This is a genomic window from Streptomyces sp. NPDC049040, assembly GCF_043197715.1.
In the GTDB taxonomy this organism is placed as follows: Bacteria; Actinomycetota; Actinomycetes; order Streptomycetales; family Streptomycetaceae; genus Actinacidiphila.
This window is the reverse complement of the sequence record NZ_JBICTO010000004.1, coordinates 1-21,154: the sequence shown is the minus strand read 5'-3', so window position 1 is coordinate 21,154 and position 21,154 is coordinate 1. Positions and strand designations below refer to the sequence as shown.

At 70.3% G+C, this 21,154-nt stretch carries 21 protein-coding genes; 9 read left to right on the top strand and 12 right to left on the bottom strand.

Annotated features, from left to right (window positions below; translation table 11 throughout):
* Positions 1–51: 51 nt before the first annotated feature.
* Positions 52–621: a TetR/AcrR family transcriptional regulator C-terminal ligand-binding domain-containing protein gene (locus tag ACGFMP_RS12760; protein WP_393672193.1), complete on the top strand. Its 570-nt coding sequence runs from the start codon at positions 52–54 to the stop codon at positions 619–621.
* 71 nt (positions 622–692) lie between these two features.
* Here ACGFMP_RS12760 and ACGFMP_RS12755 read toward each other — a convergent pair whose 3' ends face one another.
* A complete protein-coding gene (locus ACGFMP_RS12755; protein ID WP_393672192.1) occupies positions 693–1,550 on the bottom strand; it encodes an AraC family transcriptional regulator in 858 nt (285 codons plus the stop codon).
* 157 nt (positions 1,551–1,707) lie between these two features.
* Here ACGFMP_RS12755 and ACGFMP_RS12750 point away from each other — a divergent pair, with 157 nt between their 5' ends.
* From ACGFMP_RS12750 to ACGFMP_RS12730, 5 genes are all read left to right on the top strand, one after another.
* Positions 1,708–2,541 (top strand): phytanoyl-CoA dioxygenase family protein, encoded by an 834-nt coding sequence (locus tag ACGFMP_RS12750; RefSeq protein ID WP_393672191.1) that lies wholly within the window; start codon positions 1,708–1,710, stop codon positions 2,539–2,541.
* A 195-nt stretch (positions 2,542–2,736) separates the two neighbouring features.
* A complete protein-coding gene (locus ACGFMP_RS12745) occupies positions 2,737–4,017 on the top strand; it encodes a hypothetical protein (RefSeq protein ID WP_393672190.1) in 1,281 nt (426 codons plus the stop codon).
* Positions 4,018–4,139: 122 nt separating this feature from the next.
* Complete coding sequence (locus tag ACGFMP_RS12740; protein ID WP_393672189.1) at positions 4,140–4,805, top strand: ArsR/SmtB family transcription factor; 666 nt, start codon at positions 4,140–4,142, stop codon at positions 4,803–4,805.
* On the top strand, positions 4,802–6,139 hold the full coding sequence (locus ACGFMP_RS12735) for an MFS transporter (RefSeq protein ID WP_393672188.1): 1,338 nt from the start codon (positions 4,802–4,804) through the stop codon (positions 6,137–6,139). The genes ACGFMP_RS12740 and ACGFMP_RS12735 overlap by 4 nt, the downstream gene beginning before the upstream one ends.
* A gap of 185 nt (positions 6,140–6,324) precedes the next feature.
* Complete coding sequence (locus tag ACGFMP_RS12730; protein WP_393672187.1) at positions 6,325–6,819, top strand: hypothetical protein; 495 nt, start codon at positions 6,325–6,327, stop codon at positions 6,817–6,819.
* Here the strand turns inward: ACGFMP_RS12730 and ACGFMP_RS12725 are convergent.
* From ACGFMP_RS12725 to ACGFMP_RS12715, 3 genes are all read right to left on the bottom strand, one after another.
* On the bottom strand, positions 6,789–8,234 hold the full coding sequence (locus tag ACGFMP_RS12725; RefSeq protein WP_393672186.1) for a DUF692 family multinuclear iron-containing protein: 1,446 nt from the start codon (positions 8,232–8,234) through the stop codon (positions 6,789–6,791). The two genes, ACGFMP_RS12730 and ACGFMP_RS12725, sit on opposite strands and share 31 nt — an antisense overlap.
* A gap of 21 nt (positions 8,235–8,255) precedes the next feature.
* The gene (locus ACGFMP_RS12720; protein WP_393672185.1) at positions 8,256–8,498 is read right to left on the bottom strand and encodes a hypothetical protein; all 243 of its coding nucleotides are present in this window, start codon (positions 8,496–8,498) and stop codon (positions 8,256–8,258) included.
* A gap of 208 nt (positions 8,499–8,706) precedes the next feature.
* Positions 8,707–9,708 (bottom strand): LacI family DNA-binding transcriptional regulator, encoded by a 1,002-nt coding sequence (locus tag ACGFMP_RS12715; RefSeq protein WP_393672794.1) that lies wholly within the window; start codon positions 9,706–9,708, stop codon positions 8,707–8,709.
* Positions 9,709–10,050: 342 nt separating this feature from the next.
* Here ACGFMP_RS12715 and ACGFMP_RS12710 point away from each other — a divergent pair, with 342 nt between their 5' ends.
* Complete coding sequence (locus ACGFMP_RS12710; protein WP_393672184.1) at positions 10,051–10,446, top strand: DUF805 domain-containing protein; 396 nt, start codon at positions 10,051–10,053, stop codon at positions 10,444–10,446.
* Positions 10,447–10,512: 66 nt separating this feature from the next.
* Positions 10,513–11,061 (top strand): RICIN domain-containing protein, encoded by a 549-nt coding sequence (locus ACGFMP_RS12705; RefSeq protein ID WP_393672183.1) that lies wholly within the window; start codon positions 10,513–10,515, stop codon positions 11,059–11,061.
* Between the two features lie 152 nt (positions 11,062–11,213).
* Here the strand turns inward: ACGFMP_RS12705 and ACGFMP_RS12700 are convergent, their stop codons facing one another.
* From ACGFMP_RS12700 to ACGFMP_RS12670, 7 genes are all read right to left on the bottom strand, one after another.
* A complete protein-coding gene (locus ACGFMP_RS12700) occupies positions 11,214–14,411 on the bottom strand; it encodes a S8 family serine peptidase (protein ID WP_393672181.1) in 3,198 nt (1,065 codons plus the stop codon).
* Between the two features lie 760 nt (positions 14,412–15,171).
* A complete protein-coding gene (locus tag ACGFMP_RS12695; RefSeq protein ID WP_393672179.1) occupies positions 15,172–15,732 on the bottom strand; it encodes a hypothetical protein in 561 nt (186 codons plus the stop codon).
* Between the two features lie 20 nt (positions 15,733–15,752).
* Entirely contained in the window at positions 15,753–16,106 is a 354-nt protein-coding gene (locus ACGFMP_RS12690; protein WP_393672178.1) for a PadR family transcriptional regulator, read from the bottom strand.
* Between the two features lie 140 nt (positions 16,107–16,246).
* Complete coding sequence (locus tag ACGFMP_RS12685; protein ID WP_393672177.1) at positions 16,247–16,978, bottom strand: 3-keto-5-aminohexanoate cleavage protein; 732 nt, start codon at positions 16,976–16,978, stop codon at positions 16,247–16,249.
* A gap of 101 nt (positions 16,979–17,079) precedes the next feature.
* A complete protein-coding gene (locus ACGFMP_RS12680; protein WP_393672176.1) occupies positions 17,080–17,250 on the bottom strand; it encodes a hypothetical protein in 171 nt (56 codons plus the stop codon).
* Positions 17,251–17,376: 126 nt separating this feature from the next.
* Entirely contained in the window at positions 17,377–17,934 is a 558-nt protein-coding gene (locus tag ACGFMP_RS12675) for a cellulose binding domain-containing protein (protein WP_393672175.1), read from the bottom strand.
* Between the two features lie 198 nt (positions 17,935–18,132).
* The gene (locus ACGFMP_RS12670; protein WP_393672174.1) at positions 18,133–18,723 is read right to left on the bottom strand and encodes a TetR/AcrR family transcriptional regulator; all 591 of its coding nucleotides are present in this window, start codon (positions 18,721–18,723) and stop codon (positions 18,133–18,135) included.
* A gap of 151 nt (positions 18,724–18,874) precedes the next feature.
* Between ACGFMP_RS12670 and ACGFMP_RS12665 the strand changes: the two genes are divergently transcribed.
* Entirely contained in the window at positions 18,875–19,894 is a 1,020-nt protein-coding gene (locus ACGFMP_RS12665) for an aldo/keto reductase (protein ID WP_393672172.1), read from the top strand.
* 79 nt (positions 19,895–19,973) lie between these two features.
* On the opposite strand, the gene ACGFMP_RS12660 is transcribed toward ACGFMP_RS12665, so the two are convergent.
* Positions 19,974–20,927: an acyltransferase domain-containing protein gene (locus ACGFMP_RS12660; RefSeq protein ID WP_393672171.1), complete on the bottom strand. Its 954-nt coding sequence runs from the start codon at positions 20,925–20,927 to the stop codon at positions 19,974–19,976.
* Between the last annotated feature and the right edge of the window lie 227 nt (positions 20,928–21,154).

Here is a 21,154-nt window from a genome sequence, read left to right as displayed (position 1 = left end):
TTGCGTTAATGACAGCTATGCTAACGCAACGATGAGTGCGATAATTTCTGCATGACCGAAGCAGTGCAGGCCCGTCCGGGCGGCCGTTCCGCCCGAGTGCGTGCGGCGGTGCACCGGGCCGTCGAGGAACTCGCCGGTGCCGGACCCGCCGAGACGCTCACCATTCCCGCCGTCGCAGCCCGCGCCGGGGTGCACCCGACCACGGTCTACCGGCGCTGGGGATCGGTGGCCCAGCTGCTGGCGGACGTCGCCACCAGCCGCTTCAGCGGCGACGTCGTGGTGCCGGACACCGGCACCCTGGCCGGCGACCTCGAACGCTGGATGGACGACGTGGCCACCGACCTCGCGGACCCCGACGTCCTCGCCCTGATGCGGGCGACCATCGGCTCGGGCCCTGAGGGCGGCTGCGCCTGCACGGCCGACCGGCACGAGCAGCTCGGCGCGATCATCGCGCGCGAGCGGGCGCGCGGCGGCGAGGTGCCGGAGCTGGAGCGGGCCGTCGACATCCTGCTCGGGCCGCTGTATTACCGGGCGATCTTCAGCGGCAGCCCGGCGTCAGGCGAGTGGGCGCGCGGCCTGGTGGCCGTACTTCTCGCCGACCGGGTCGCCGCGAAGGGCTGACACCCCCCGCCGCGGGTCGTCCCTGCCGGGACCGCGCTCCAGCGGGTCGCCGCGGATGTCGCTGGTTCTGCTCACTCCACGGTGCGGCGGAGGTGCGCGGCGCGGTATTCGGTGGGGCGCAACCCCTTCAGCTCCCGGAAGCGGCGGTTGAAGTTGGACAGGTTGCGGTAACCGCTGCGGGCGGCGACTTCCGTGACCGGCAGCGGGGTGCCGGTCAGCAGCGCGCACGCGGTCTCCACCCGGAGCTGGTTGAGGTAGTCGGTGAGGGTGCGGCCCATCGCGTTGCGGAAGAAGCGGCTGAAGGACGTCGGTGACATGTGCACCAGCGCTGCCACCTCCTCGTGGTGCACCGGTCCCGTGTGGCTCTGCTGGAGGTGGCGGCACACGGCGTCGATACGGTCGCGTACGGCGGTGCCCGGCGCGGGGGCGTAGCCGGGGCCGGTGAGGTGCCTGGCCGCAGAACCTGGGGCGAGGCGGCAGAGCACATCGAGCAGCGCCGTGGTCTGGGCGGCGGCGCCCAGGTGCGGCAGCCGGGTCACCAGCTCCCGCACCTCCTCCGGTACGCGGTCGAAGTACAGGCCGCGCCCGGACCGGGCCAGCAGGTCGTCGAGGGCGCAGAACTGGGGGAGGGCGAAGAAGTCCGGGCCGAGGAAGTCATGGCGGAACTGCGTCACCGCCGCCTCCGCCACTCCCTCGTACGGCTCAGAGGTGAAGGTGTGCGGCAGGTCCGGGCCGAGCAGGACCAGATCTCCCGGCCGGTACCGCTCGACGGTGGTACCCACGTAGCGGGTGCCCGACCCCTGGGTGATGAGCGTGAGTTCGTACTCGCGGTGGTGGTGCCAGCCGAATGCGAAGGCGCTCTCCCGGCGGGTGTAGCTGGCGAACGTGCTTCCGGCGGCAGCGGGCGGCTGCTCGAAGCGGGGCTTCACGCGGGCCAGCGTAGACGCGCAGCGACGGCAGGGGTAAGTGGCAACCGCGTATCGGAAGTGGGCAACAGGGGCGTGGCGGGACCACCTGTGTGCTGCGACGGTGGACACCGGCGACCGGCCGGGACTTCCCGGGACTTCTGACGCAGGGAGCAGTGCGATGACCACGACGGCACAAGCGCCGACCGGCGAACTCGACGTCCCCTATGAGGGTTTGTCCCCGACCGCGGTCGCCGACTTCAACCGGGACGGCTTCGTCCACCTGTCAGGAGTGCTGTCTGCGGGGACGGTTGCCCGGTACGAACCGGTGATCACCTCCGAGGTCATCCGGCTCGACACCCAGCACCTGCCGCTGTCCGAGCGTGACACCTACGGCCGTGCCTTCCTGCAGGTGTCGAACCTGTGGCGGGAGAACGAGGAGGTCAAGCGGCTGGTGTTCGCCCGCAGGCTGGCCGGCATCGCGGCCGCGCTGCTCGGCGTGCACGCGGTCCGCCTCTACCACGACCAGGCCCTGTACAAGGAGCCGGGCGGCGGGATCACCCCCTGGCACGCCGACCAGTACTACTGGCCGCTGTCCTCCGACCGCTGCCTCACGATCTGGCTGCCGCTCCAGGAGACCCCGCTCGACATGGGTCCGCTCGCCTTCGCGCGCGGCAGCCACCAGCTGTCCCACGGCCGCGATCTGCCCATCTCGGACGAGTCCGAGACCAGGCTCCGGCAGGTCGTCGCCGAGCAGGACTTCGAGGATGTCGTCGAGCCCTTCGCCCTCGGCGACGCCAGTTTCCACCGCGGCTGGACCTTCCATCACGCCGGGCCCAACCGCGGCACGCAACCGCGCCGGGTGATGACCGTCATCTACATGGATGCCGGCATACGGGTCGCCGAACCCACCAACGACAACCAGGCCCGCGACCGCGACTGGATGCCCGGCGCCGAGGTCGGCCAGGTCCCCAGGACACCCCTGAACCCCGTTCTGTACGACAGCGGGAAGTGAGGCGGGTCCGGGCGCCGGCCGGTCTCGGCCACAGCGCGGAGGCGGGGCCGGCCCGGAACCTCGGTGACAGAACGGTGACACTGCGCAGCGCAACCGGCTGTCGGGCAGGCGGGTCCAACTGTGCGTGACGGCGGCCTGCTTGCCCGCGGTCACCGAGCGCGGCGACACCGCGCGACACATATCCGGGGGGATACGTTGAACACGTTTGCACACAAGGTTCGTTCGTCGGCCGCAGTCTCGGGAACGGCCCTGCTCCTCGCCGCCGCGGGCTTCACCCTCGCGCCGGCCGCCGCCGCGGACGAATCGCAGCCGCCTGCGCTGGCCGTCGCCACCGCCGCGCCCGCGGAGGTCGGTCTTGCAGGCCTTCCGGTCGCCTTCACCACCACGGTCTCCAACACCGGGGACCACGACACCTCGACGGCGCGGCTGATCTACCGGATCGACGGGGGAGCGGGCCTGCCGCCGAACGCCGTCAGCCTGCAGTACCGGCTCAGCGGCACGGCGTGGAAGACGGTGCCGCTGACCTACGCCGACGGGAAGTTCTCCGGTGAGATGCCCGACAGGTTCCCGCTCGCCGCGGGCCGGTCCCGCGTCGTGCAGCTGCGCATCGGGGTGCCCATGGGCACCCCGCACAACGGCGACAGCAACGGCGGCACCAAGCAGTTGAAGCTCACCACACTCGTCTCCTACGGCGCCTCAGGAGCGGCGAACGACAGGGACGACGACACCATCAAGGTCGACGGCCTCGGCACCGGGCTGTCCGGCGTACCCGGCACCGTGACCGCCGGCGGCCCCGCCGTCGACTTCCAGGCCACGCTGACCAACCCCACCGCATCGGCGTACGAGAACGTCACCAACACGCTGATCACCAACAGGTACGCCTCCGTGCAGGTGCTGCGCTCCGGGACCTGGAAGACCCTCACGCCGCTCACTTCGAACGCCGAGGCCGACGTGTACGGCTTCGACGTGATCGGCAAGGACGCCTCCCTCGCCGCGCACAGCAAGACGGTCGCCAAGGTCCGGGTGAGCTACCGCAAGGACGCGCCCGCCGGGAAGGCCACCGTGACGTCCTGCGCATTCGTCAACCAGGGGTCGGCGCCGTTCGAGGGGAGCACCTTCTGCGGAGGCACCGCGACGCTGAAGGTGCTCGCGGCGGGTTCCGGGGGATCGGGCTCCACCGGGGGCACCGGCTCCACCGGCTCCACCGGGAGCACCGGGGGCACCGGCTCCACCGGGGGCACCGGAGCATCCGGGGGTACCCAGAGCCCGACCCCCACCGCCTCGCCGTCCACCGCGACCAGCGGCGCGTCCGCGACCTCGGGCACCACCTCCGGCACGGCAGGGGCGAGTTCGCAGCTTGCCAAGACCGGAAGCAGTGGGACGTCCACGACCGCCGCGGCGGCCGGGGCCTTCCTGCTCGCCGGAGCTGCGGCTGTGGGTGCCGTGGCCGTGCGCCGCCGCCGTACGCGGGCCTGATCCGAGAGGCAGTCGCCCATCAGGTCTGCGACCACACCCGGCTGAACCGCACAGGAGAACCGCAAAGGGTTCTTCGCAAAGAGCTCTTTGCGAAGAACCCTTTGCGGTCTACCGTGTAGTGCATGGCTGACGCAGTGGACAGGCCGGAAGGCCCGAACTCCCAAGAGGACTCGGTGGTGCTGGATGCCAAGGGGCTGCGGGCCCTGGCGCATCCGGTGCGTGTGCAGTTGGTGGGGCTGCTGCGGAGGCACGGCCCGTCGACGGCCACCCGACTCGCGGAGCGGCTGGGTGTGAACTCCGGTACAGCCAGCTACCACCTCCGGCAGCTCGGCGCGGCCGGCTTCGTCGAGGAGGACACAGAACGCGGCAACGCGCGCGAACGCTGGTGGCGTTCGGTGCACCGGACCTTCTGGTTCAACGATCAGGACCTGGCCGAGCAGGAGCCCGAGGCCGCGCTGGCCTACCAGCAGTCCGTCGCCGCCATCCACACCCTGCGCACCCAGCAGACCCTGAACGGGCTGCGGACGATGCCCCGCGCATGGCGGAACACCTTCGACATGAGCGACTGGGCCCTGCGGCTCACGCCCGAGGAAGCCGCCACCCTCTACCAGGAGCTGGCCGACGTCATCGGGCGCTACCGGCGAGACGACCCGGAGACGGCGGCCGACGCCCCCGAAGGGGCGGAACGGGTCGGCGTGATCACGCAGATCCTGCCGGAACTGGACGCGCCCGGCGGGTCGTCGGCCCCTTCCGCCTCTCGGGCAGCGGAAGGGAGCACGACATCATGACCGGCGACACCTCGAAGGCCGCCGGCATACCCGGCACGAGGTCCTTACTGCCGCTGGGCGGAGTGCTGGCGGCCATGGCCGTGTCACTGACCGGCACCCGGATCTCCGTTGTGGCATTGCCCTGGTTCGTGCTCGTCACCACCGGCAGCGCCACCAGGACCGGGCTGGTCGCCTTCTGCGAGATGGCCCCCTATGTGCTGGTCAAGGCCTTCACCGGACCGCTCGTGGACCGGATCGGTCCCCGGGCCGTCTCCTGGACCACCGATCTGGCCAGCGGCACCGCCGCCGCCGCGATCCCCCTGCTCCATGCCCTGCACCTGATGACCTTCCCCCTTCTGCTGGTGCTGGTCGCAGTGATCGGTGCCGCACGCGGACCCGGTGACCTGGCCAAGGAGGTGATGGTCCCGGAGGCGGCGGAGCGCGGCCGGGTGCCGCTGGAGCGGGCCACCGGTCTGGCCGGAGTGACCGAGCGGCTCGCCTCCACCGTCGGCCTGGCGGTCGGCGGATCCCTCGTGGCGCTGCTCGGTCCCCTGGCAGGGCTCGCCGTCAACGCGGGCTGCTTCGCCCTCGGATCGGTGATCATCAAACTGGTGCTGCCCCGTGGCATGGGGCATGCCGTCGACGATGCCCCCGTCAGGGCCGGGGATGCGGAACCGGGTTACTGGCGGCGCTTCGGTGAGGGCTTCGCCTTTCTGCGCGGCGAGCTGCTGCTTCTCACCGTCATTGTCATGGTCGGCATCACCAACCTGCTGGACGCCGCCTTCTCCTCGGTGCTCATACCCGTCTGGGCCAGGCAGTCAGGGAACGGGCCGACCGCGATCGGCCTGATGGGCAGCGCGATGGGGGCCGCGGCGGTCGGCGGGAGCCTGATCGCCGCGGTGGTCGCGCACCGGCTGCGGCGGCGGGTGGTGGTCCTCGCCGGCTTCCTGCTGGCCGGGGCACCGAGATTCTTGATCCTCGCCTTCGACGCCCCGTTGGGGATGGTGGTGGCCGTCTTCGCCGTCAGTGGCTTCGGGGCCGGCTTCGTCAATCCCGTGCTGGGGGCCGTACTCGTCGAGCGGGTGCCGCGCCGGATGCTGGGCCGGGTCAACGCACTCGGCGACTCGCTGGCCTGGGCCGGTATCCCGCTCGGCGGGCTGATCGCCGGGGCGGTGGTGACCGGCGTCGGACTCGTGCCGGTGCTGCTCGCCTGCGGCGCCGCGTACTTCCTCACCACGAATCTGGCCGGACTGCGACCGGAGTGGCGCGAGATCGACCGCACCCGCGGGCGGGGCGCCGTACAGTCCCACTCCAGGGAAGTGGCCTCGCCGAGCGGTGCGCAAGCAGCGAAATGACGCTGCCGGCGACCGGCGGGTCGGTCCAGGACCAGGTTCGACCGTGAATCCGCCGACATGCTGAGGCGGCAGGTGCGCGGGATACTGATCGTGTCGCAGACGGCGTGCGCTGCCGGTGGGGGCAGCCGGGCGCGCGCCTCGAACCGAGATTCTGACCTGCGGGATGGAAATAAGGTGGGAAGGCTGTGGCCACCAAAACGATTGACGTCACATTGGCGACCATGCGTAATGTCGGCCCCGCCGGCGTAGCGCCGAAGGGCGGCCTGAGCGCCGCGATCGTACGTGCGGTGAATGATGAGCAAGTGTTCAATGCTGAACTTCTGTATTCGAGGGACGAGGGGCAGAAGATGCACCCGAACGGTGCGCTGTTCCTCCCGCCGGACCACAGTTTCACCTACAACATCACGAAGCGGCTTGCGGTTTCCCAGTTCGATACGGAGACCGACGACAATCTCAACCAGATGCTGATATTCGACGAGCATTTGACGCAGGACATTGTCGATGATGTCCACCAGGTTCACACCGACGAGAAGTTTCAAGGGTCTTTCAAGCGCCAGGTGCGATTCGATGAGATCGACGGGTTCAACCTCATCACGTGTGACTACAGCGTCATCTTCCGTAGTGAGGTCGCAGCCAAGATCATCGTTGCCTACACGGTGAGCCTCGTTTCCTCGTCCTGACGGCCGGTCGTGCCGTCGTCGACGAGGCGGACCCGGAAGTGGCCCTGTGGCGGCGCCACCGGTAGCCGGCCGGCGCCCAGTTCCGTCATGAGCGCGGTGGGATCGGTACGGAGGCCGACGGTGCAGGGTGAGCCGTCGAGTCGGGCGCGCAGGAGGCCGAGGTCGAGCTGGACCACGTCGGTCAGCCAGGGCACGGGCGGCCGGGCCTCCCGCAGATGGTCTGCGAACGCGAACGCTTCCTCGGAGGCGAAGAGGCGCGGCGGGCACGAACGCGTGTAGCCACTGAGCAACTCACCCACACCGACCGATCCCAGCGTCAGGAACAGCAGTCGCATCGTGTACCGGAGGGTGCCCGTGAGCGCGCTGCCCCTGAACTCGGCGACCAGGTCACGGAGCAGTCCGATCGCCGGGTCGGTCACCAGCTCGTGCGCCAGGGGGGTTTGGGGATCGCGGCCGATCACCAGACTGCCGAGCGCGAACTCCCACTCGCACGGAGCGGTCGGCTGCCTGCCGGCCGGATGCGGAACATCGGCCGGACGCGGCGACGTCAGCGGTGCGATCGAGGCCGCTGGTGGCCACATCTCCCGCACCGCCAGGAGCAGTTCGCGGACGGCGCCCGTAGCCAGATGCGGTACGGCCGAGGGCGCCACCTCGAACAGGACCGCGCGCAGGGCCGGCAGTCGCGGCAGGACCCGGCCGGCGAGCGCCAGCAGATCGTCGTCGGGGAGCCCGGAGTGTGCGTCCAGCCAATACCCGCGGTATTCGGAACCGCCGGCGAGGTGCACCTCCCACACGCGGTCGAGGGGCAGCTCGGCCAGCAGATCGTCCACGCTGCCACGGCCGTTGCGCTCGTTGGCCAGGACGTTGTGCAGGTCGAGCAGCAGCCCGCAGCCGCTCTCCTCCGCGACCCGCCTGGCGAACGCGCCGTCCGGCAGGTCGCCTGACCGTGGTCGGAGGTAGTTCGTGCCGATCTCGACGGCCAAGGGCACCGGAAGCGCATCGGCCATGGTGCGAATGGACCGGGCGGCCGCATGGGCGCCCGCCTCCGTCTGGCTGGGCGGCAGCATGAACCCGGTGTGGAACCCACCCCGCCGGTCTGCCACCCGGTTGAAGGCGAGATGCTCACTGACCCACGGAGTGTGCAGCCTCCCGGCGAGTTCTGCGAAGAGCGCCGTCTGCCGCAGGTCGGGAGGGCAGGAGCCGCCGACCGGATTGCCGACCCCGTGCAGCAGTCGCGCGCCGGGAAGGTCGCAAAGGCGTCCCAGCACGTCCTCGTCGACCGTGATCCCGCCATCTCCGCGGATCCGCCAGAGGCTCTGCGGTTCGATCTCGACGACGTCGAGCAGGTCGGCAACCCCGTCGATGATGTGGTCGAGACCGGGCACATAAGTGAGTCCGACCCCCAGTCTCGTCACGGCGGGCCCAGAGCCTGTGGGTCAGCGGGTCAACGGTGCGGCGACCGCCGGCTGGACGAGGCCCTCAGGATCCACCACGAAGTCGCGGGCGATGGTGATGCGGAGGTCCCTCCCCGAGTGGCACGTGGGGCACCCCAGCTGCGTCATCACGTCCTTGATCACGCCCTGCATCTTGTCCAGGTCGTTGGCCACGGACACCGGCACCGTGACGTTGACCGCCGCCAGCCACGGGTCCGGCACCGGTCCATCCTGGTTGTTCGGCATGGGGGTCTCCCTGCGGATCGGGTCCTGTCGGTTGGGCCGCCCTCGACGTATCGACGGCCGCTCCACATCATGCAGGGGGCTCCGGCACCTCACGAGAAGGCACGCAGGCGCACCCGGGTGAGTCGGCCCGCGGCGCCCGGACACATGGTGCGGCGGACACCCGCCACGCGGACCCTGTGGGGCCCGCGGGAGGAAGGCGCGGCGAGGACTACGCCGTAGCCGACCGGTCCGGGGCCGGGCCTGTGCTGGCGCGGACGATCAGCCGGGGCTTGACGGTGGCGGGGTCGAGGGTGGCCGCGGGTTCCGCGATGTGGCGCAGCAGGTGGCCGACGGCGAGCTCGCCCATCTGCGCGAAGGGCTGGGCCACGGTGGTCAGCGACGGGGAGCAGTACTCGGCCAGGGCGATGTCGTCCACGCCGACGACGGATACGTCCGCGGGCACGCGGCGGCCCTGTTCGTGCAGGGCGCGGATGGCCCCGAAGGCCATCTCGTCGCTGGCGACGAAGACCGCGGTGACGTCCGGGATGCTGCCGAGGATCAGACCGTTGCGGTAGCCCGACTCCGGCGACCAGTCGCCCTCCAGCACGGGCGGTACGGATCTGCCCTCGGCCTCCAGGGCCGCGCGCCAGCCCTGCGTGCGGCTGGTCGCGTCCAGCCACTGCGGCGGCCCGGCGATGTGCCATACCGTCCGGTGCCCGAGGTCGAGCAGGTGCCGGACGGCGAGGTGCGCCGCGAGCGACTGGTCGACGGCCACGACCTCGGTCGCCGAGGTGCGGGAGCCGTCGACGGTGATGGTGGGGACCGCGGAGGTGAGCTGTTCGATGCGCCGGCTGACGTGGATCAGGGGTACCGCCAGGACCACGCCCTCGACGTGCTGCTCCGACAGCCGCAGCAGCGCGGCCTCGATCGCGGAGGTGTCCAGGGAGGCGGTGGTCGCGGCACTGACCGCGTATCCGTGCGCCTGCGCTGCGCGTTCGATGCCGACGACGAGGGCGGTCCGCGAGTAGAAGCCCGTCTGCAGGGTGACGACCCCGATGGTGCGGCTGCGGCCTGAGGACAGGATGCGTGCGGCGTTGTTCTTGCGGTATCCGAGCTGCTCGACGGCCGCCAGTACTTTCGCGCGGGTTGCCGGCTGGACGTTGGGGTGGTTCCCCAGGGCCCGTGAGACGGTCTGCGCGGAGACCCCGGCGACCCGGGCGACATCCGCCATACCCGGTGGCCGCCCCGTGTCCCCCGCACCGTCGTTCGCCACGCGGCCTCCTCACTGTCGGGCTGCATGTTATCGATGACAGTCGGTCACGGCAAACCGCTCGGTGCAACGACACACGGTGAGATGCCGGATTGGCATCGATAACAAGAACGGTCGATAGCTGCCCTTTCTGGCGGCCCGGTCCATGGCGGCAGGCGGTCTCCCATCGGCCCCGATGGACTGTGGCAACCTTGCTCCGATTCGCTTGACTCGTGCAGGTCAGGGTCCATATGGTCTGCTGACCTGGCCGTCGATCGACGCGGGGCGATCACTCGATCGAATCTGGCCCTTGGGGGACACATCATGCGGTGGTATCTCGGCGCGTTCAGCAAGTACGCCGTCTTCAGCGGGCGAGCCCGCCGCAAGGAGTACTGGATGTACTCGCTGTTCTGCTGCATGGGCCTTGCGATGCTGGCTGTCCTCGGGGTCGTGGGTCACACCATGATCCCGTACCTCGTCTACTTGGCCGTCATCGTCGTGCCGTCCCTGACCATGACCGTCCGGCGTCTGCACGACTCGGGCACATCCGGCTGGTTCGTCCTGATCGCACTCCTGCCGCTGTTCGGCAGCATCATCCTCCTGGTGTTCGCCTGCACCGAGGGCGACAAGGGCCAGAACGCGTACGGGCCGGACCCCAAGCGGGAAGCCGGCACCCACGATGTGCCGATGTCCGGCGGCAACTCGCCCATACACGCCTGACACCTGTTCCTCACCTTTTGGGGAAGACCCGGACCCCGACAGGCCCTGCGCTGCTAGCGTCGCGCAATGCCCATATCGATAAGTCTCGGAGTGCTGGGATTCCCCGGAATCACTGTCGGGGTGGAGGGCGTCAGCTTGTTTCCCTCCAGGAAGCGCAAGAAGAAGACCGACCCGGCGGGCCCGTTTCTGATCATTGCGCGGGACTGCGGGCTGGCCCTCGACACCGGCCAGGCTGTCGAGCCAAGGAGCAAACCCATCCTGCTCCCGCCGCACGCCGACCTTCATCAGCTGTGGTACCTGCATCCCAGCGGGGTGCAGGGAGAACTGCTCATCATCTCCGCGGCCAACAAGCTCGCCCTGGACTCCACGACCGACTCGGATCAGGCCGAGCTGGTGATGTGGGAGACCAACAAGGAACCCTGGCAGCGGTGGCAGTTGCACAAGACACCGGACGGTGCGGCGTTCGAGATCCAGGCAGTCCATGGCCGGCGGTTCCTGACCGCTGCCGCGGACTTCCAGAGCGGGTGGAATCCGTGGTTCGGGGACCGCTTCTTCAAGCGCTCCCAGCAGTGGATCTTCGGCCTTCCGCACGGCGGCGACCCGACCGGAACCTGACCACGCACGGTCGTGCCGTCTCGAAGGTGCCGCCCGGGCAACCGGCCCCGGGCTGTTGCGTGGCGCCGGCCGCCGGGACCCGTTCGCGGTCCTGGCGGCCGGCGCGTGATGAGGCGAAAGCGGTCCGGGCTGCCGGTGTGCGGCTGTCCGGACTACCGGGTCAGGTACGCGTTGTAGATCGCCTGCGAAAGGGTGTTGCCCTTCTTGTCGGTGACGTCGGCCTTGAAGGAGACTCCCTTGCCGGCCTTGGGGTTCGCCACCGTCACCTTTCCGCTCTTGACGCTGAGCCGCTTCCAGTGCCTGCCGCCGTCGAAGGACACGTACACCCGCAGCGACTTGAGGTTCTTCCCCGCGGCCGAACCCTGGACGGAGACCGGCACGTCGATGCTCGCCCCGGCCTTGGAAGTGGACGCAAGACTCAGTGCGGGGCTGAACTTGACCGCAGAGGCAGGCAGTCGGACCTCGTCCTGGGTCTCATGGGAAGAGAAGGTCCACGCCGCCGTCACCTTGGTGCTGACCGCCGCGACACCGCTGCGGGTCACCGACGTGGTGAGCTTGTACCTCGCGGCCCCCGCGGGCACGGTGAAGGGCTCGCCGGTCACCGGATCCGCATTGCTGCCGACCTTCTTGCCGTTGCGATAGAGAGTGGTCACCGCCTTGTCGTAGATGGTGCCGCCCGCCCGGCCGGAGCCGTCCGCGAACATCGGGACGTAGCCGTAGATCTCGTTACCGGATCGGAAGAGGCCGGCGGTGTCGCCGACCGTCGGACCGAAAACGCCGACGTTGAAGGTCGCGGCGTAGCTCCTGCCTGCCTTGTACGCGGTGTCGTCGCTCCTGTAGTCCCCTTCGATCTGCTCACCTGCGCTGTCGAACTGGTTGAACCAGAGGACCCACCGCACCGAAGGGCCGCCGTTGACATACACGGTGTTGGTGACCGGCAGGTCCTCGGTGAAGCCGACCGAGCTGGAGCCTCCGCCGCCCGACAGCACTCCGGAGACGAAGATCAGGCCCTTCTTTCCCTTCACCGAAGTGCCGAGCCCGACCTTGACCTTGGCCAGCTCGGCGGCCTTGGCGTGCTTGACGTAGCCGGTCGCCAGCGTGGTCCTGTCGAGGCCGTAGGCCAGGTCGTAGCGCTTGCCGCCGTCCGTCCAGGTGCCGGCGAACGACTGGTGCAGGGTGCCTGCGGCGTCGGCCGGTCCGAGGTGCGCGGTGCGGAAGTCGGCGTAGCTGTCCAGCCACATGCCGATATCGTTGGTGAAGTCCGCGGTCTCGACGGTGATGTCGGGTGCCGCGAACTGCGCCACGGCCGCGGCGTCGGGGACGGTGAGTTCGACCGGGCGCGCGGTGCGCGCGTCGACGGTGACCCCGGTGTCGCGATCGACGGTCAGGTCCGGCTGGTTGATCCAGTCGCCGCCTTCCCATGTGCTTCCGTCGCCGACGTACACGGTGCTGCTGAGCAGGTAACGGCCCTTGGGCACACGGATGGTGGCGGTACCACTGGCGTCGTACACCGGGATGAAGCTGCCGACCTGGTCACCGGACATCGGGTAGAGCCAGGTGTCGTAGGCGGCGGTCGCCTTGCCCTGCCGGTCCAGGTGCTTGACCGTGACGTCGTACGACTCGACCTCGCGCAGCACGCCCGCCGCGGTGCGGACGGTCTGCCCGTCCGCGGAGGTGGCGGTGACGTAGGCGGTGTAGGCGCCGTCGACGCTGCCGCCGAGCGTGGTGTCCACGGTGACGCCGACGCTCGCGGAACCCCGGGCGGGCACCGTCACCGAATCGGCGGAGAGGGTGAAGAAGCCGGCGGGCGCGGGCTGCCGCAGCGGGTCCGTGCCCTGCGCGGCGAGCGCGAGGACGACGGGCTGGCTGCCCGTGTTGGTGTAGGTGAGAGTTCTGGTCTGCTTGGGGTCGTCCCCGTGCGGCCAGACGGCCATGTCGTAACTGAGGCTGGTCGATCCGGGCTTCGCCGTGACGGTCTGCTTGACGGCCTTGGTCAGGTCGACCTGGCCGGTGCCCTGCTCGAAGGGCGAGTATCCGGCACTGCTGTCGGTGGTGGCGGCGACCAGGGCGGCCTTGATCTGCTGGCCGGTCCAGTCCGGGTGCTCCTGCGCCAGGTCGGCGGCCGCGCCCGCGACATGCGGGGTCGCCATCGACGTCCCCGAGATCGTCAGATAGCCCGGCGGGTCCTCGCCGACCTCCTGGTCGATGAACGAGCCGGGTGCCGCGGCGGCGGTGACGTCGACACCGGGGGCGGTCACGTCCGGCTTGACCGCGTCGTCACCGACACGCGGGCCGCGCGAGGAGAAGTCGGCCAGCGTGCTGTCCTTGTCGACCGCGCCGACGGTCAGGGCGGCGTCCGCGCTGCCCGGCGAGCCGACGGTCCCCGCGGCGGACCCGTCGTTGCCCGCCGCGATGACGAACAGCGTGCCGTAGTCGGCGGACAGGGTGTCGACGGCCGACTCCAGCACGTCGGTGCCGGGCGTGTCGGTGCCGCCGAGGCTCAGATTGGCGATCCTCGCACCGGACTTGGCGGCCCACTCCAGGCCCGCCAGGATGCTGGAGTCGTCGCCGAAACCGTCGTCGTCCAGCACCTTGCCCGAGATGATCTTCGCGCCGGGTGCGACGCCCTTGTACGTGCCGCCGGACTCGGCTCCGGTGCCCGCCGCTATGGAGGCGACGTGCGTGCCGTGCCCGTAGTGGTCATCCGGATTGTCGGCGGTGGAGAAGTTCTGCACGTCGGTCACCTGGCCCGCCAGGTCCTGGTGGTCCTTGTCGACGCCGGTGTCCAGCACGGCGATCTTCACGCCGCTGCCGTCGTATCCGGCGTCCCACGCGCTCGGCGCCCCGATCTGCCGGCGGCTCCAGTCCAGGCTCGACGCCTTCTGCACCGCGTCCAGCCACACCTTCTTCAGGCCCGGCTCGGCGGCCGCGTACGGTGTGCCCTTCACCGGCGCCTTCGTCAGCGCCTGCCAGACCCCGGCGGTGCGGCCTGCCGGCGCCGTGACAGCCTCGGCGTCGAGCGTGCTGTACGTGCGGGTGATCCTGGCTCCGTCGGCCCGGTGCAGATCGGCCTTCGCGTCCGACCCCGCGCCCTGGTACGTGACGATGTACCCGAGGCCGCGCGCCTGCGCCTTGCGGTACTCCGGCCGGTTGAGTGTCGTGACGTCGAAAAGCCGCCGGTCGACGCGGCCTTGCCCGATCAGCCGCACCGCGTCCAGCGGCAGTGCGTAGGTGTGCCCCTTCGCGGTCTGTAATTCGATGGGGATGTGCTCGCGTCCCTTGCCGTGCGCGAGCGCCACCGGTTTGCCGTCGGCATTCACGCCGATCCGGTCACCCGTGATGAGTGTCACCCAGGTCTTCGCCTCGGCCCCCGCGGCCTTTTCCGGCGCCGCTGACCCGGCCCGCTGCGCCGGGCTCCCGCCGGCGGCTCCCGCGGGAACCGCCGCCCCGGCGGTCAGCGCCGCCGCCACCCCTACCGCGAGCGCTGTCGCCCGCGCCTTTCGCCAACCCTTGTGCAACTGAGTCCCCTTGTGCCGTGTTCCGCACATACGGGAGTCACCGCTGAGACACCGGGCATTCGTGCTCTTCCCCCACGAACCATCCCCCGCGCAGAACCCCCGTTCGTATACGCAGTATGTGAGGGCATTCCCAAGTTTCGCAAGAGCCACATACGGAACACGGGCTTCAGGTCGGCCCGGCCGGATTCCGCTTCTGCGTGCACCGAGCAAGGCTCGGGAGGCACCCCGGGGGAGGTGTTCGGCTGAGCCTCCGGGTCCCCCGGCGGGCCCTGGCGATCAACCTTGCGTGTGGTGGCGCCGCTCCCGGAGGCGTGCGCCTTGCCGTCGCATCAGCGGGCCCAGGAACACCGCCGCTGCAAAGATCACGACGATCAGGATCAGAGCGATCATGAGAGCCCTCCGCAACTGGTGTGACGATGCCCGGTGGCACCGTCCCCGCCCCTCGCAGGTCCGATGAGCGCTGTTGTCCCTTCTTGCCCGTCCGAGGCGGAGCAACACCGGCAGGGTGGAACACCTGAAACGGGGGCCGGGCCGGTGGCGCCGAAGCGGTGCAGGACCGTGGCCGGCGTGATGTGCCGGAGCGGTACGTGGCTCAGTCGTGGCTGGGGGCCGGGGGAGCCTGGCGTCGGCGTGCGGGGAGGAGTCGCCACAGGCGGCCGCAGGCGATGGCGCCGGCCAGCCAGAGGACGTAGACGAGGACGGTCCACGATCCGCCGGTCCTGGTGGCGTGGCCGTGGTCGAAGGTGAAGGTGATGCCGTTCTGCAGCCAGGTGACGCCCTGCCATACATGGGTGCCGGTGGCCTGCGGGTCGGCGGCGGTGACGGCTTGCTGGTAGGCCGAGGCGGACTCGTCCAGGAAGAAGTTGAGGATGAGCGGCACGGTCAGGCCGAAGCAGGCGGCAGCGGTCCAGGAGTGGCGCGGTTCTGAGCCCAACTCGGCGTTCAGGTAGTCCTGGGCGAGCTGCCTGCTGCTGCCCACCCTGCGCAGGGCCTGGCCCGTGCCGATGTCCTGGGCGGCGGCCAGCAGGTTGGCACGGACCTCGCGCCGTGTGGCGATGCGGCTGCGCCGCGGCAGGTCGTAGAGCCGCTGGTCCAGGGACCAGATCAGGCGCTCCACACGCAGGCGGTCGAGCCAGTTGAGGCTGTGCTGCATGAATCCCCCTTGAGCGATGGTTATTTCGGGTCACCGTTCCCGGGCGCGCCTGAGCCGAGGACGGCATTGACGGCGAGCACGTGCCGGGTCCAGGCCGCGCTGCCCTCGGTCAGGGCCTCGCGCCCGGCGGGTGTGAGCCGGTAGTACTTGCGGGCCGGCCCGCTGGGCGATGCCACCAGGTGGGTGACCAGCCGGCCCTCCCGTTGCAGTCGCGCCAGCGCGGGATACACGGTCCCTTCCAGGACATCCGTGAAGCCGGATGCTTGCAGGCGCTGGACCACCTCGTAGCCGTAGGACTCCTGCTCCGCGAGCAGTTGCAGCAGGAGCAGCCACAGAACCCCTTTGAGCTGCTGCGGGTCATGGGTCGACGTCACACAACTATGCTTCACCAGGTACTGGGTAAAGTCAAGTAGTGTGGAGAGGGGCGGGCGAGGCCTGACTCTCGCAGCTCAGGAGCAGGTCAGGGGCAGGTCAGGGGGCAACCCGGGCGTGGCCCTGGAGCCGACGTCGGGTATCAGGACTCCCCGCGTGCCTGCCGGATGATCTCCCGTGCGGCGCCCACGAGTTCGGCGTTCGACCCGGATGGTGTGCCGTCAGGCAGCCGGAGTACGTCCTCCAGCCCGATCCGCATGTCCAGCCCACGGGCGGCGGCCAGTCGAAGGACGGCCCAGGCGGCTTCGCCTTCGCCGTGCAGTAGGACCGGCGGGGTCGCGGCCGGGCGGAGGGTGTCCAGAAGACCGGCCGCGGATCGGACCGCGGCCTGCGGATCGGTGTCGGTGATCTCGGCAAGGACGCGCAGGACGCGGTGGGAATCCGGCCAGGCCAGGAATCGCTCGGCCGCCGAAGTCCCGGAGTAGATCCCGGCTTCGACACCGACACCCCGGTCCAGCAGGGCGCGGGCGACCTCGTCGGCGCCGTCCTCGTGCCAGTTCACGGAGGCGTGATCGGGCAGCACGGTCCAGGACCGGATCAGGGCGGCGCGTGATCCGGGCTCCGGTGCGGCCCAGGCGCCGGTGGTCACGCCGACAGCGGTGCGCGGGACCGCGGCCCGTACGGCTGTGAGGGCCTCGGCGACGGACGCGGGGTCCAGTGTGTCCCGGCCGTCGCGGCCCTTGGGGTGAAGGTGGACGTCCTGGGCTCCGGCGGCGACTGCCTCGCGGGCGGCCGCCGCCAACTCTCCGGGTGTCACGGGGAGGTGAGCGCACTCGGCGCGGTTCCTGGCACCGTTCAGGCAGGCTTGCAGCATGGCGTGATCCTCGCAGACGGGTCACGCCCCCTGTGTCTGCCCGCTGGAGCCCCTGCCTCGGAGCGGCCCGGCGAGCGTGCTCCTTCGGGTATGCCGTACGCCTACCGCTCGCGGACGGTGTAGGTGAGGTGGGTGTCCCGCTGCGTCGGCTCGGAGCGGACCTGCTCCGGGGCGACGCGTCCCGCGTCCACACCCTCGAACAGGCGGGTCCCGGAGCCGAACAGCACGGGGGCGAGCACGATCGTGAACTCGTCGACCGGGCCGGCGTTCACGTACTCAACAATCGTCGCGCCGCCGCCCGCGATGCCCACACCCCGCCGACGTGGAACCCGAACGCCCGGGTGGTCGTGGTGAAGCCTTCCGGTCCCCACCACCGTGGTCCTTTCTGTGGTGTCGGCTCAGCGCAGGGTGCAGGCCAGTCCGTTGTAGGTGAAGCCGGTGGGCGGCGGGTTGGCGCCCGACCAAGTGGCGCCGAAGCCGAAGGTCAAGGTGCCGCCGCCGCTCGGGATCTGCGCGTTGGAGGGCAGGCTGGCCGCCGTGTAGGTGGTGCCGCTCTTGGTGACGGTGGCGTTCCAGGACCGCGTGACGGTCTGGGTGCCGGACGGCTGGGACCAGCGGATCAGCCAGCCGTTGGCCTGCCCTGTGGTGGTCAGCGTGATCCTCGCGGTGAAGCCGGTGTGCCACTGCTTGACCGTGTAGGCGATGGAGCAGGTGGAACCTGGCGGCGGGGGCGTCGGCGTCTGCGACGGCGGGGTGGTGGGCGGGATGGTGGTGGGCGGTACTGTCGGGGGGGCTGTCGGCACCGTGGTGGGCGGGGTGGGTGGGGTGGTCGGCGGTGCCGGCGGGGTCGTCGCGTGTGCGGCCGGTAAGGCCACCGCGACCAGTGCCGCCGCGGCTGCCAGCAGTGCGGCGCCGGACCCGCCGGCGGCGGACCTCAGGACTCGTTTCGACAGCATGGGGCGGTACCTCTCTCCAAGTGGGGGATTGGATCAGGCGGTTCCCTCGCGTGGGCCGGAGAGTCGCAGGATTCGACCGCGCCCCCGCTCCGCGCGCGGCGACCCTACGGCCGTGCTTTCGAGGGCGTCAACACCACCCGTGGCCGGTATCGGTGCCGGATGCCCGCGAGAGCGGGCCTCGTCTTCGCGGCGCCGGGGTCAGCTCGGTCGGCGCAGGCCCGCGACGAGGAGTGCGACCAGCCGGCGGGCGTCGTAGCGGGGGTCGCTGTCGGCACCGATGCACAGGTTTCCGATGCCGCGCATGAGCTGGTAGGCGTCGAGGTCGGGGCGGATCTCCCCGGAGGCGGTGGCGGCGTCGAGGAGCCGGGTGCACACCGGCAGGAGGCGGTCGAGGAAGTAGGTGTGCAGCGCCGCGAAGCCGGTGTTGTCCGCTTGCATCGCGTTGGCGAGGCCGTGCTTGGTGACGAGGAAGTCCACGAAGAGGTCGATCCACTGCCCGAGGGCGGCGTGAGGTGTCGGGCCGGCGGCCAGCAGGGCCGGCCCGGCCTCGGCGCAGGCTTCGACCTGGTGCCGGTAGACGGCGATGATGAGGTCCGCTCGGGTCGGGAAGTGGCGGTAGATCGTGGCCGTCCCGACGCCGGCCTCGGCTGCGATGTCGCGTACCGGTGCTTCCACGCCCGAGGTGACGAAGACCGCGGCGGCCGCGTTGAGCAGGGTCTCCTTGTTGCGCCGGGCGTCGGCCCGCCTCGGCGGGGTCGCGTGCTCCGCGCCCCGGTCGCCGTCGTCCACCGCGTCCTTCCCTTCGCTGTCGGTTGCTAAACGGGACAGTGTTCCGTATCGTTAAACGGGACGGTGTCCCGTTTGCTCATGATGCCAGAGCCGGGACCGACAACCAAGCCGGAGCGCCACCGCGCTCCACCCGCAATGGAGGAACACGGTCATGCAGTACCGCACCTTGGGCCGCACCGGAGTGCAGGTCAGCTCCCTCGCGCTCGGCGCCATGAACTTCGGCACGATAGGGCGTACCACCCAGGACGAGGTCACCGCCATCGTCGACGCCGCCATCGAGAGCGGCGTGAACACCATCGACACCGCCGACGTGTACAGCGGCGGCGAGTCGGAGGAGATGGTCGGCAAGGCCATCGCCGGCCGCCGCGACGACATCGTGCTGGCCACGAAGGCGAGCCTGCCGATGGGCGGCGAGCGCAATCATCGAGGCAGTTCGCGCCGCTGGCTGATCACCGAATTGGACAGCAGCCTGCGCCGCCTCGGTGTCGACCACGTCGATCTCTACCAGATCCACCGGTGGGACCCGAGCACCAGTGACGAGGAGACGCTGTCCGCGTTGACCGACCTGCGGAGCGCGGGGAAGATCCGGTACTTCGGCTCCTCGACGTTCCCCGCCTACCGCATCGTGCAGGCCCAGTCGGCCGCTCGCGAACACCATCTCGGCCGCTACGTCACGGAACAGCCCGGCTACTCGATCCTCCAGCGCGGCGCTGAAAGCCACGTACTGCCCGTCACCGAGCAGTACGGGCTCGGCGTGCTGGTGTGGAGCCCGCTGGCCTCCGGCTGGCTGTCGGGCGCGATCCGTGCCGGCCGGGACGTCACCACCAACCGCTCCACTTTCATGCCGCAGCGCTTCGACACGGACATCCCCTCCAACCAGGCCAAGCTCGACGCCGTCGAGCGGCTGGCCAAGGTCGCCGACGAGGCCGGGCTGACCCTGATCCAACTCGCGCTCGGATTCGTGACCGCGCATCCCGCCGTGACCAGCGCGCTCATCGGTCCCCGGACGCTGGACCACCTGCACTCGCAGCTCGCCGCCGCGGACACGGTGCTCTCCGCGGATGTCCTCGACGCGATCGACGCCATCGTCGCCCCCGGCACCGACCTGGCCGCGCACGAGAAGAGCGACACCCCGCCCGCGCTGCTCGACCCGGCACTGCGGCGCCGCTGACCCCAGGAAAGCGGAGGTCACACATCGGGTCGGGCATCGCGTCGGGACCGTGGGTCGACCGGTCGGCGAACCTGCGCGGTCAGCCGTGCCGGATGGGGAAGAGACCGCGGCGCCATTGCCAGTGGCCGCCGGCCTTCAAGTGGTCGACCACGGCGCGCTGGAGCGCGGTGCGGCGAGGCAACCGGTCGAGCGGCGTGGCCAGGGTGCGGAAGACGAACCGCCGCACCTCGACGTCGGCGTCCAGGCCTTCCGGCTCCTCGTACGGCTCCAGCTCGAACCTCTGCTGGAACCGCGCGATGTTGGAGTCGCCGGGCAGGTATTCGAGCAGTTGCGGGTCGAGCAGCCACGATCCGCAGGAGAAGGCCGTGTAGGACTCCTCGGGGAAGTGCCGCGGGAAGAAAGCGCGGGCCTCGTCGAGTGACGCCGCGACCGCCTCCGGGGTCATCGGCCCCGATTCGGGGATGTGCAGGGCGAGTTCGGCGCCGCCCCGCTGGTATTGCAGCCGGCCCAGCTCGTAGAGGCCGCCGCGTGAGTGCAGCGTCAGCCAGCTCTGCATGACCGGCCAGCCCTCACGCCGCATGCGGCGGTCGACCGCGAGATTGCGGCCCAGGTCGGCCAGGGTCACCCGCGTCACCGGGTCGTCGATGCCGTGGTCGCGGTGGTATTCCGTGACGACGTCGACCAGGGCCAGGTAGGCGTACACGTACAGGTGCCGCCAGGCGGGGCCTCGGTCGCGCGGCAGCTCAGGACCGGGTGACAGCCAGTCATGGCCCCCGAGGTCGGCGCGGACCAGGGCGATCGAGCGGTCGAGCAGCCACCGCAACTCCGGCGTCCACAGGGGGGAGTCGGAGTCGGGCCAGCCCTCCATGACCTCGGCGGCGTCATCCGGTCGCACCGCGAGCCGGTCGAGGAGCGCGGGCGCGTCGGCCTTGGCGGGCAGCGGGGCCGAAGGGTGGTCGCCGGCGAGCCGGTGCACGCGCTCGACCTCTTCCACGGGTACGCCGAGCCGCGCGGCTATGTCGTCCAGATCCACGCGCACCACCCTACTGGCCGGTGGCGTCGCTCGTCCTGTCCCGGAAGGGCGGAGAAGGCCGCCGGCGCTTTGCTCCTGCCCTTGCCGATGCCGTGACAGGAGGAGGCCGAAGTCGGCTGATCGCGGGTCTTGTCGTGGGTGTCAGCCTTTGACGGCGCCGGTGAGTCCGCCGACGATTTTCTTTTCGAAGATGGAGAAGAAGATGAGTGCGGGGAGCATGGCGAGTG

Coding starts and splice junctions, on each gene's coding strand:
- ACGFMP_RS12760 (WP_393672193.1), top strand. CDS start 52: ATGACCGAAGCAGTGCAGGCCCGTCCGGGCGGCCGTTCCGCCCGAGTG.
- ACGFMP_RS12750 (WP_393672191.1), top strand. CDS start 1,708: ATGACCACGACGGCACAAGCGCCGACCGGCGAACTCGACGTCCCCTAT.
- ACGFMP_RS12740 (WP_393672189.1), top strand. CDS start 4,140: ATGGCTGACGCAGTGGACAGGCCGGAAGGCCCGAACTCCCAAGAGGAC.
- ACGFMP_RS12735 (WP_393672188.1), top strand. CDS start 4,802: ATGACCGGCGACACCTCGAAGGCCGCCGGCATACCCGGCACGAGGTCC.
- ACGFMP_RS12720 (WP_393672185.1), bottom strand. CDS start 8,498: ATGCCGAACAACCAGGATGGACCGGTGCCGGACCCGTGGCTGGCGGCG.
- ACGFMP_RS12715 (WP_393672794.1), bottom strand. CDS start 9,708: ATGGCGGATGTCGCCCGGGTCGCCGGGGTCTCCGCGCAGACCGTCTCA.
- ACGFMP_RS12710 (WP_393672184.1), top strand. CDS start 10,051: ATGCGGTGGTATCTCGGCGCGTTCAGCAAGTACGCCGTCTTCAGCGGG.
- ACGFMP_RS12705 (WP_393672183.1), top strand. CDS start 10,513: ATGCCCATATCGATAAGTCTCGGAGTGCTGGGATTCCCCGGAATCACT.
- ACGFMP_RS12695 (WP_393672179.1), bottom strand. CDS start 15,732: ATGCAGCACAGCCTCAACTGGCTCGACCGCCTGCGTGTGGAGCGCCTG.
- ACGFMP_RS12685 (WP_393672177.1), bottom strand. CDS start 16,978: ATGCTGCAAGCCTGCCTGAACGGTGCCAGGAACCGCGCCGAGTGCGCT.
- ACGFMP_RS12675 (WP_393672175.1), bottom strand. CDS start 17,934: ATGCTGTCGAAACGAGTCCTGAGGTCCGCCGCCGGCGGGTCCGGCGCC.
- ACGFMP_RS12665 (WP_393672172.1), top strand. CDS start 18,875: ATGCAGTACCGCACCTTGGGCCGCACCGGAGTGCAGGTCAGCTCCCTC.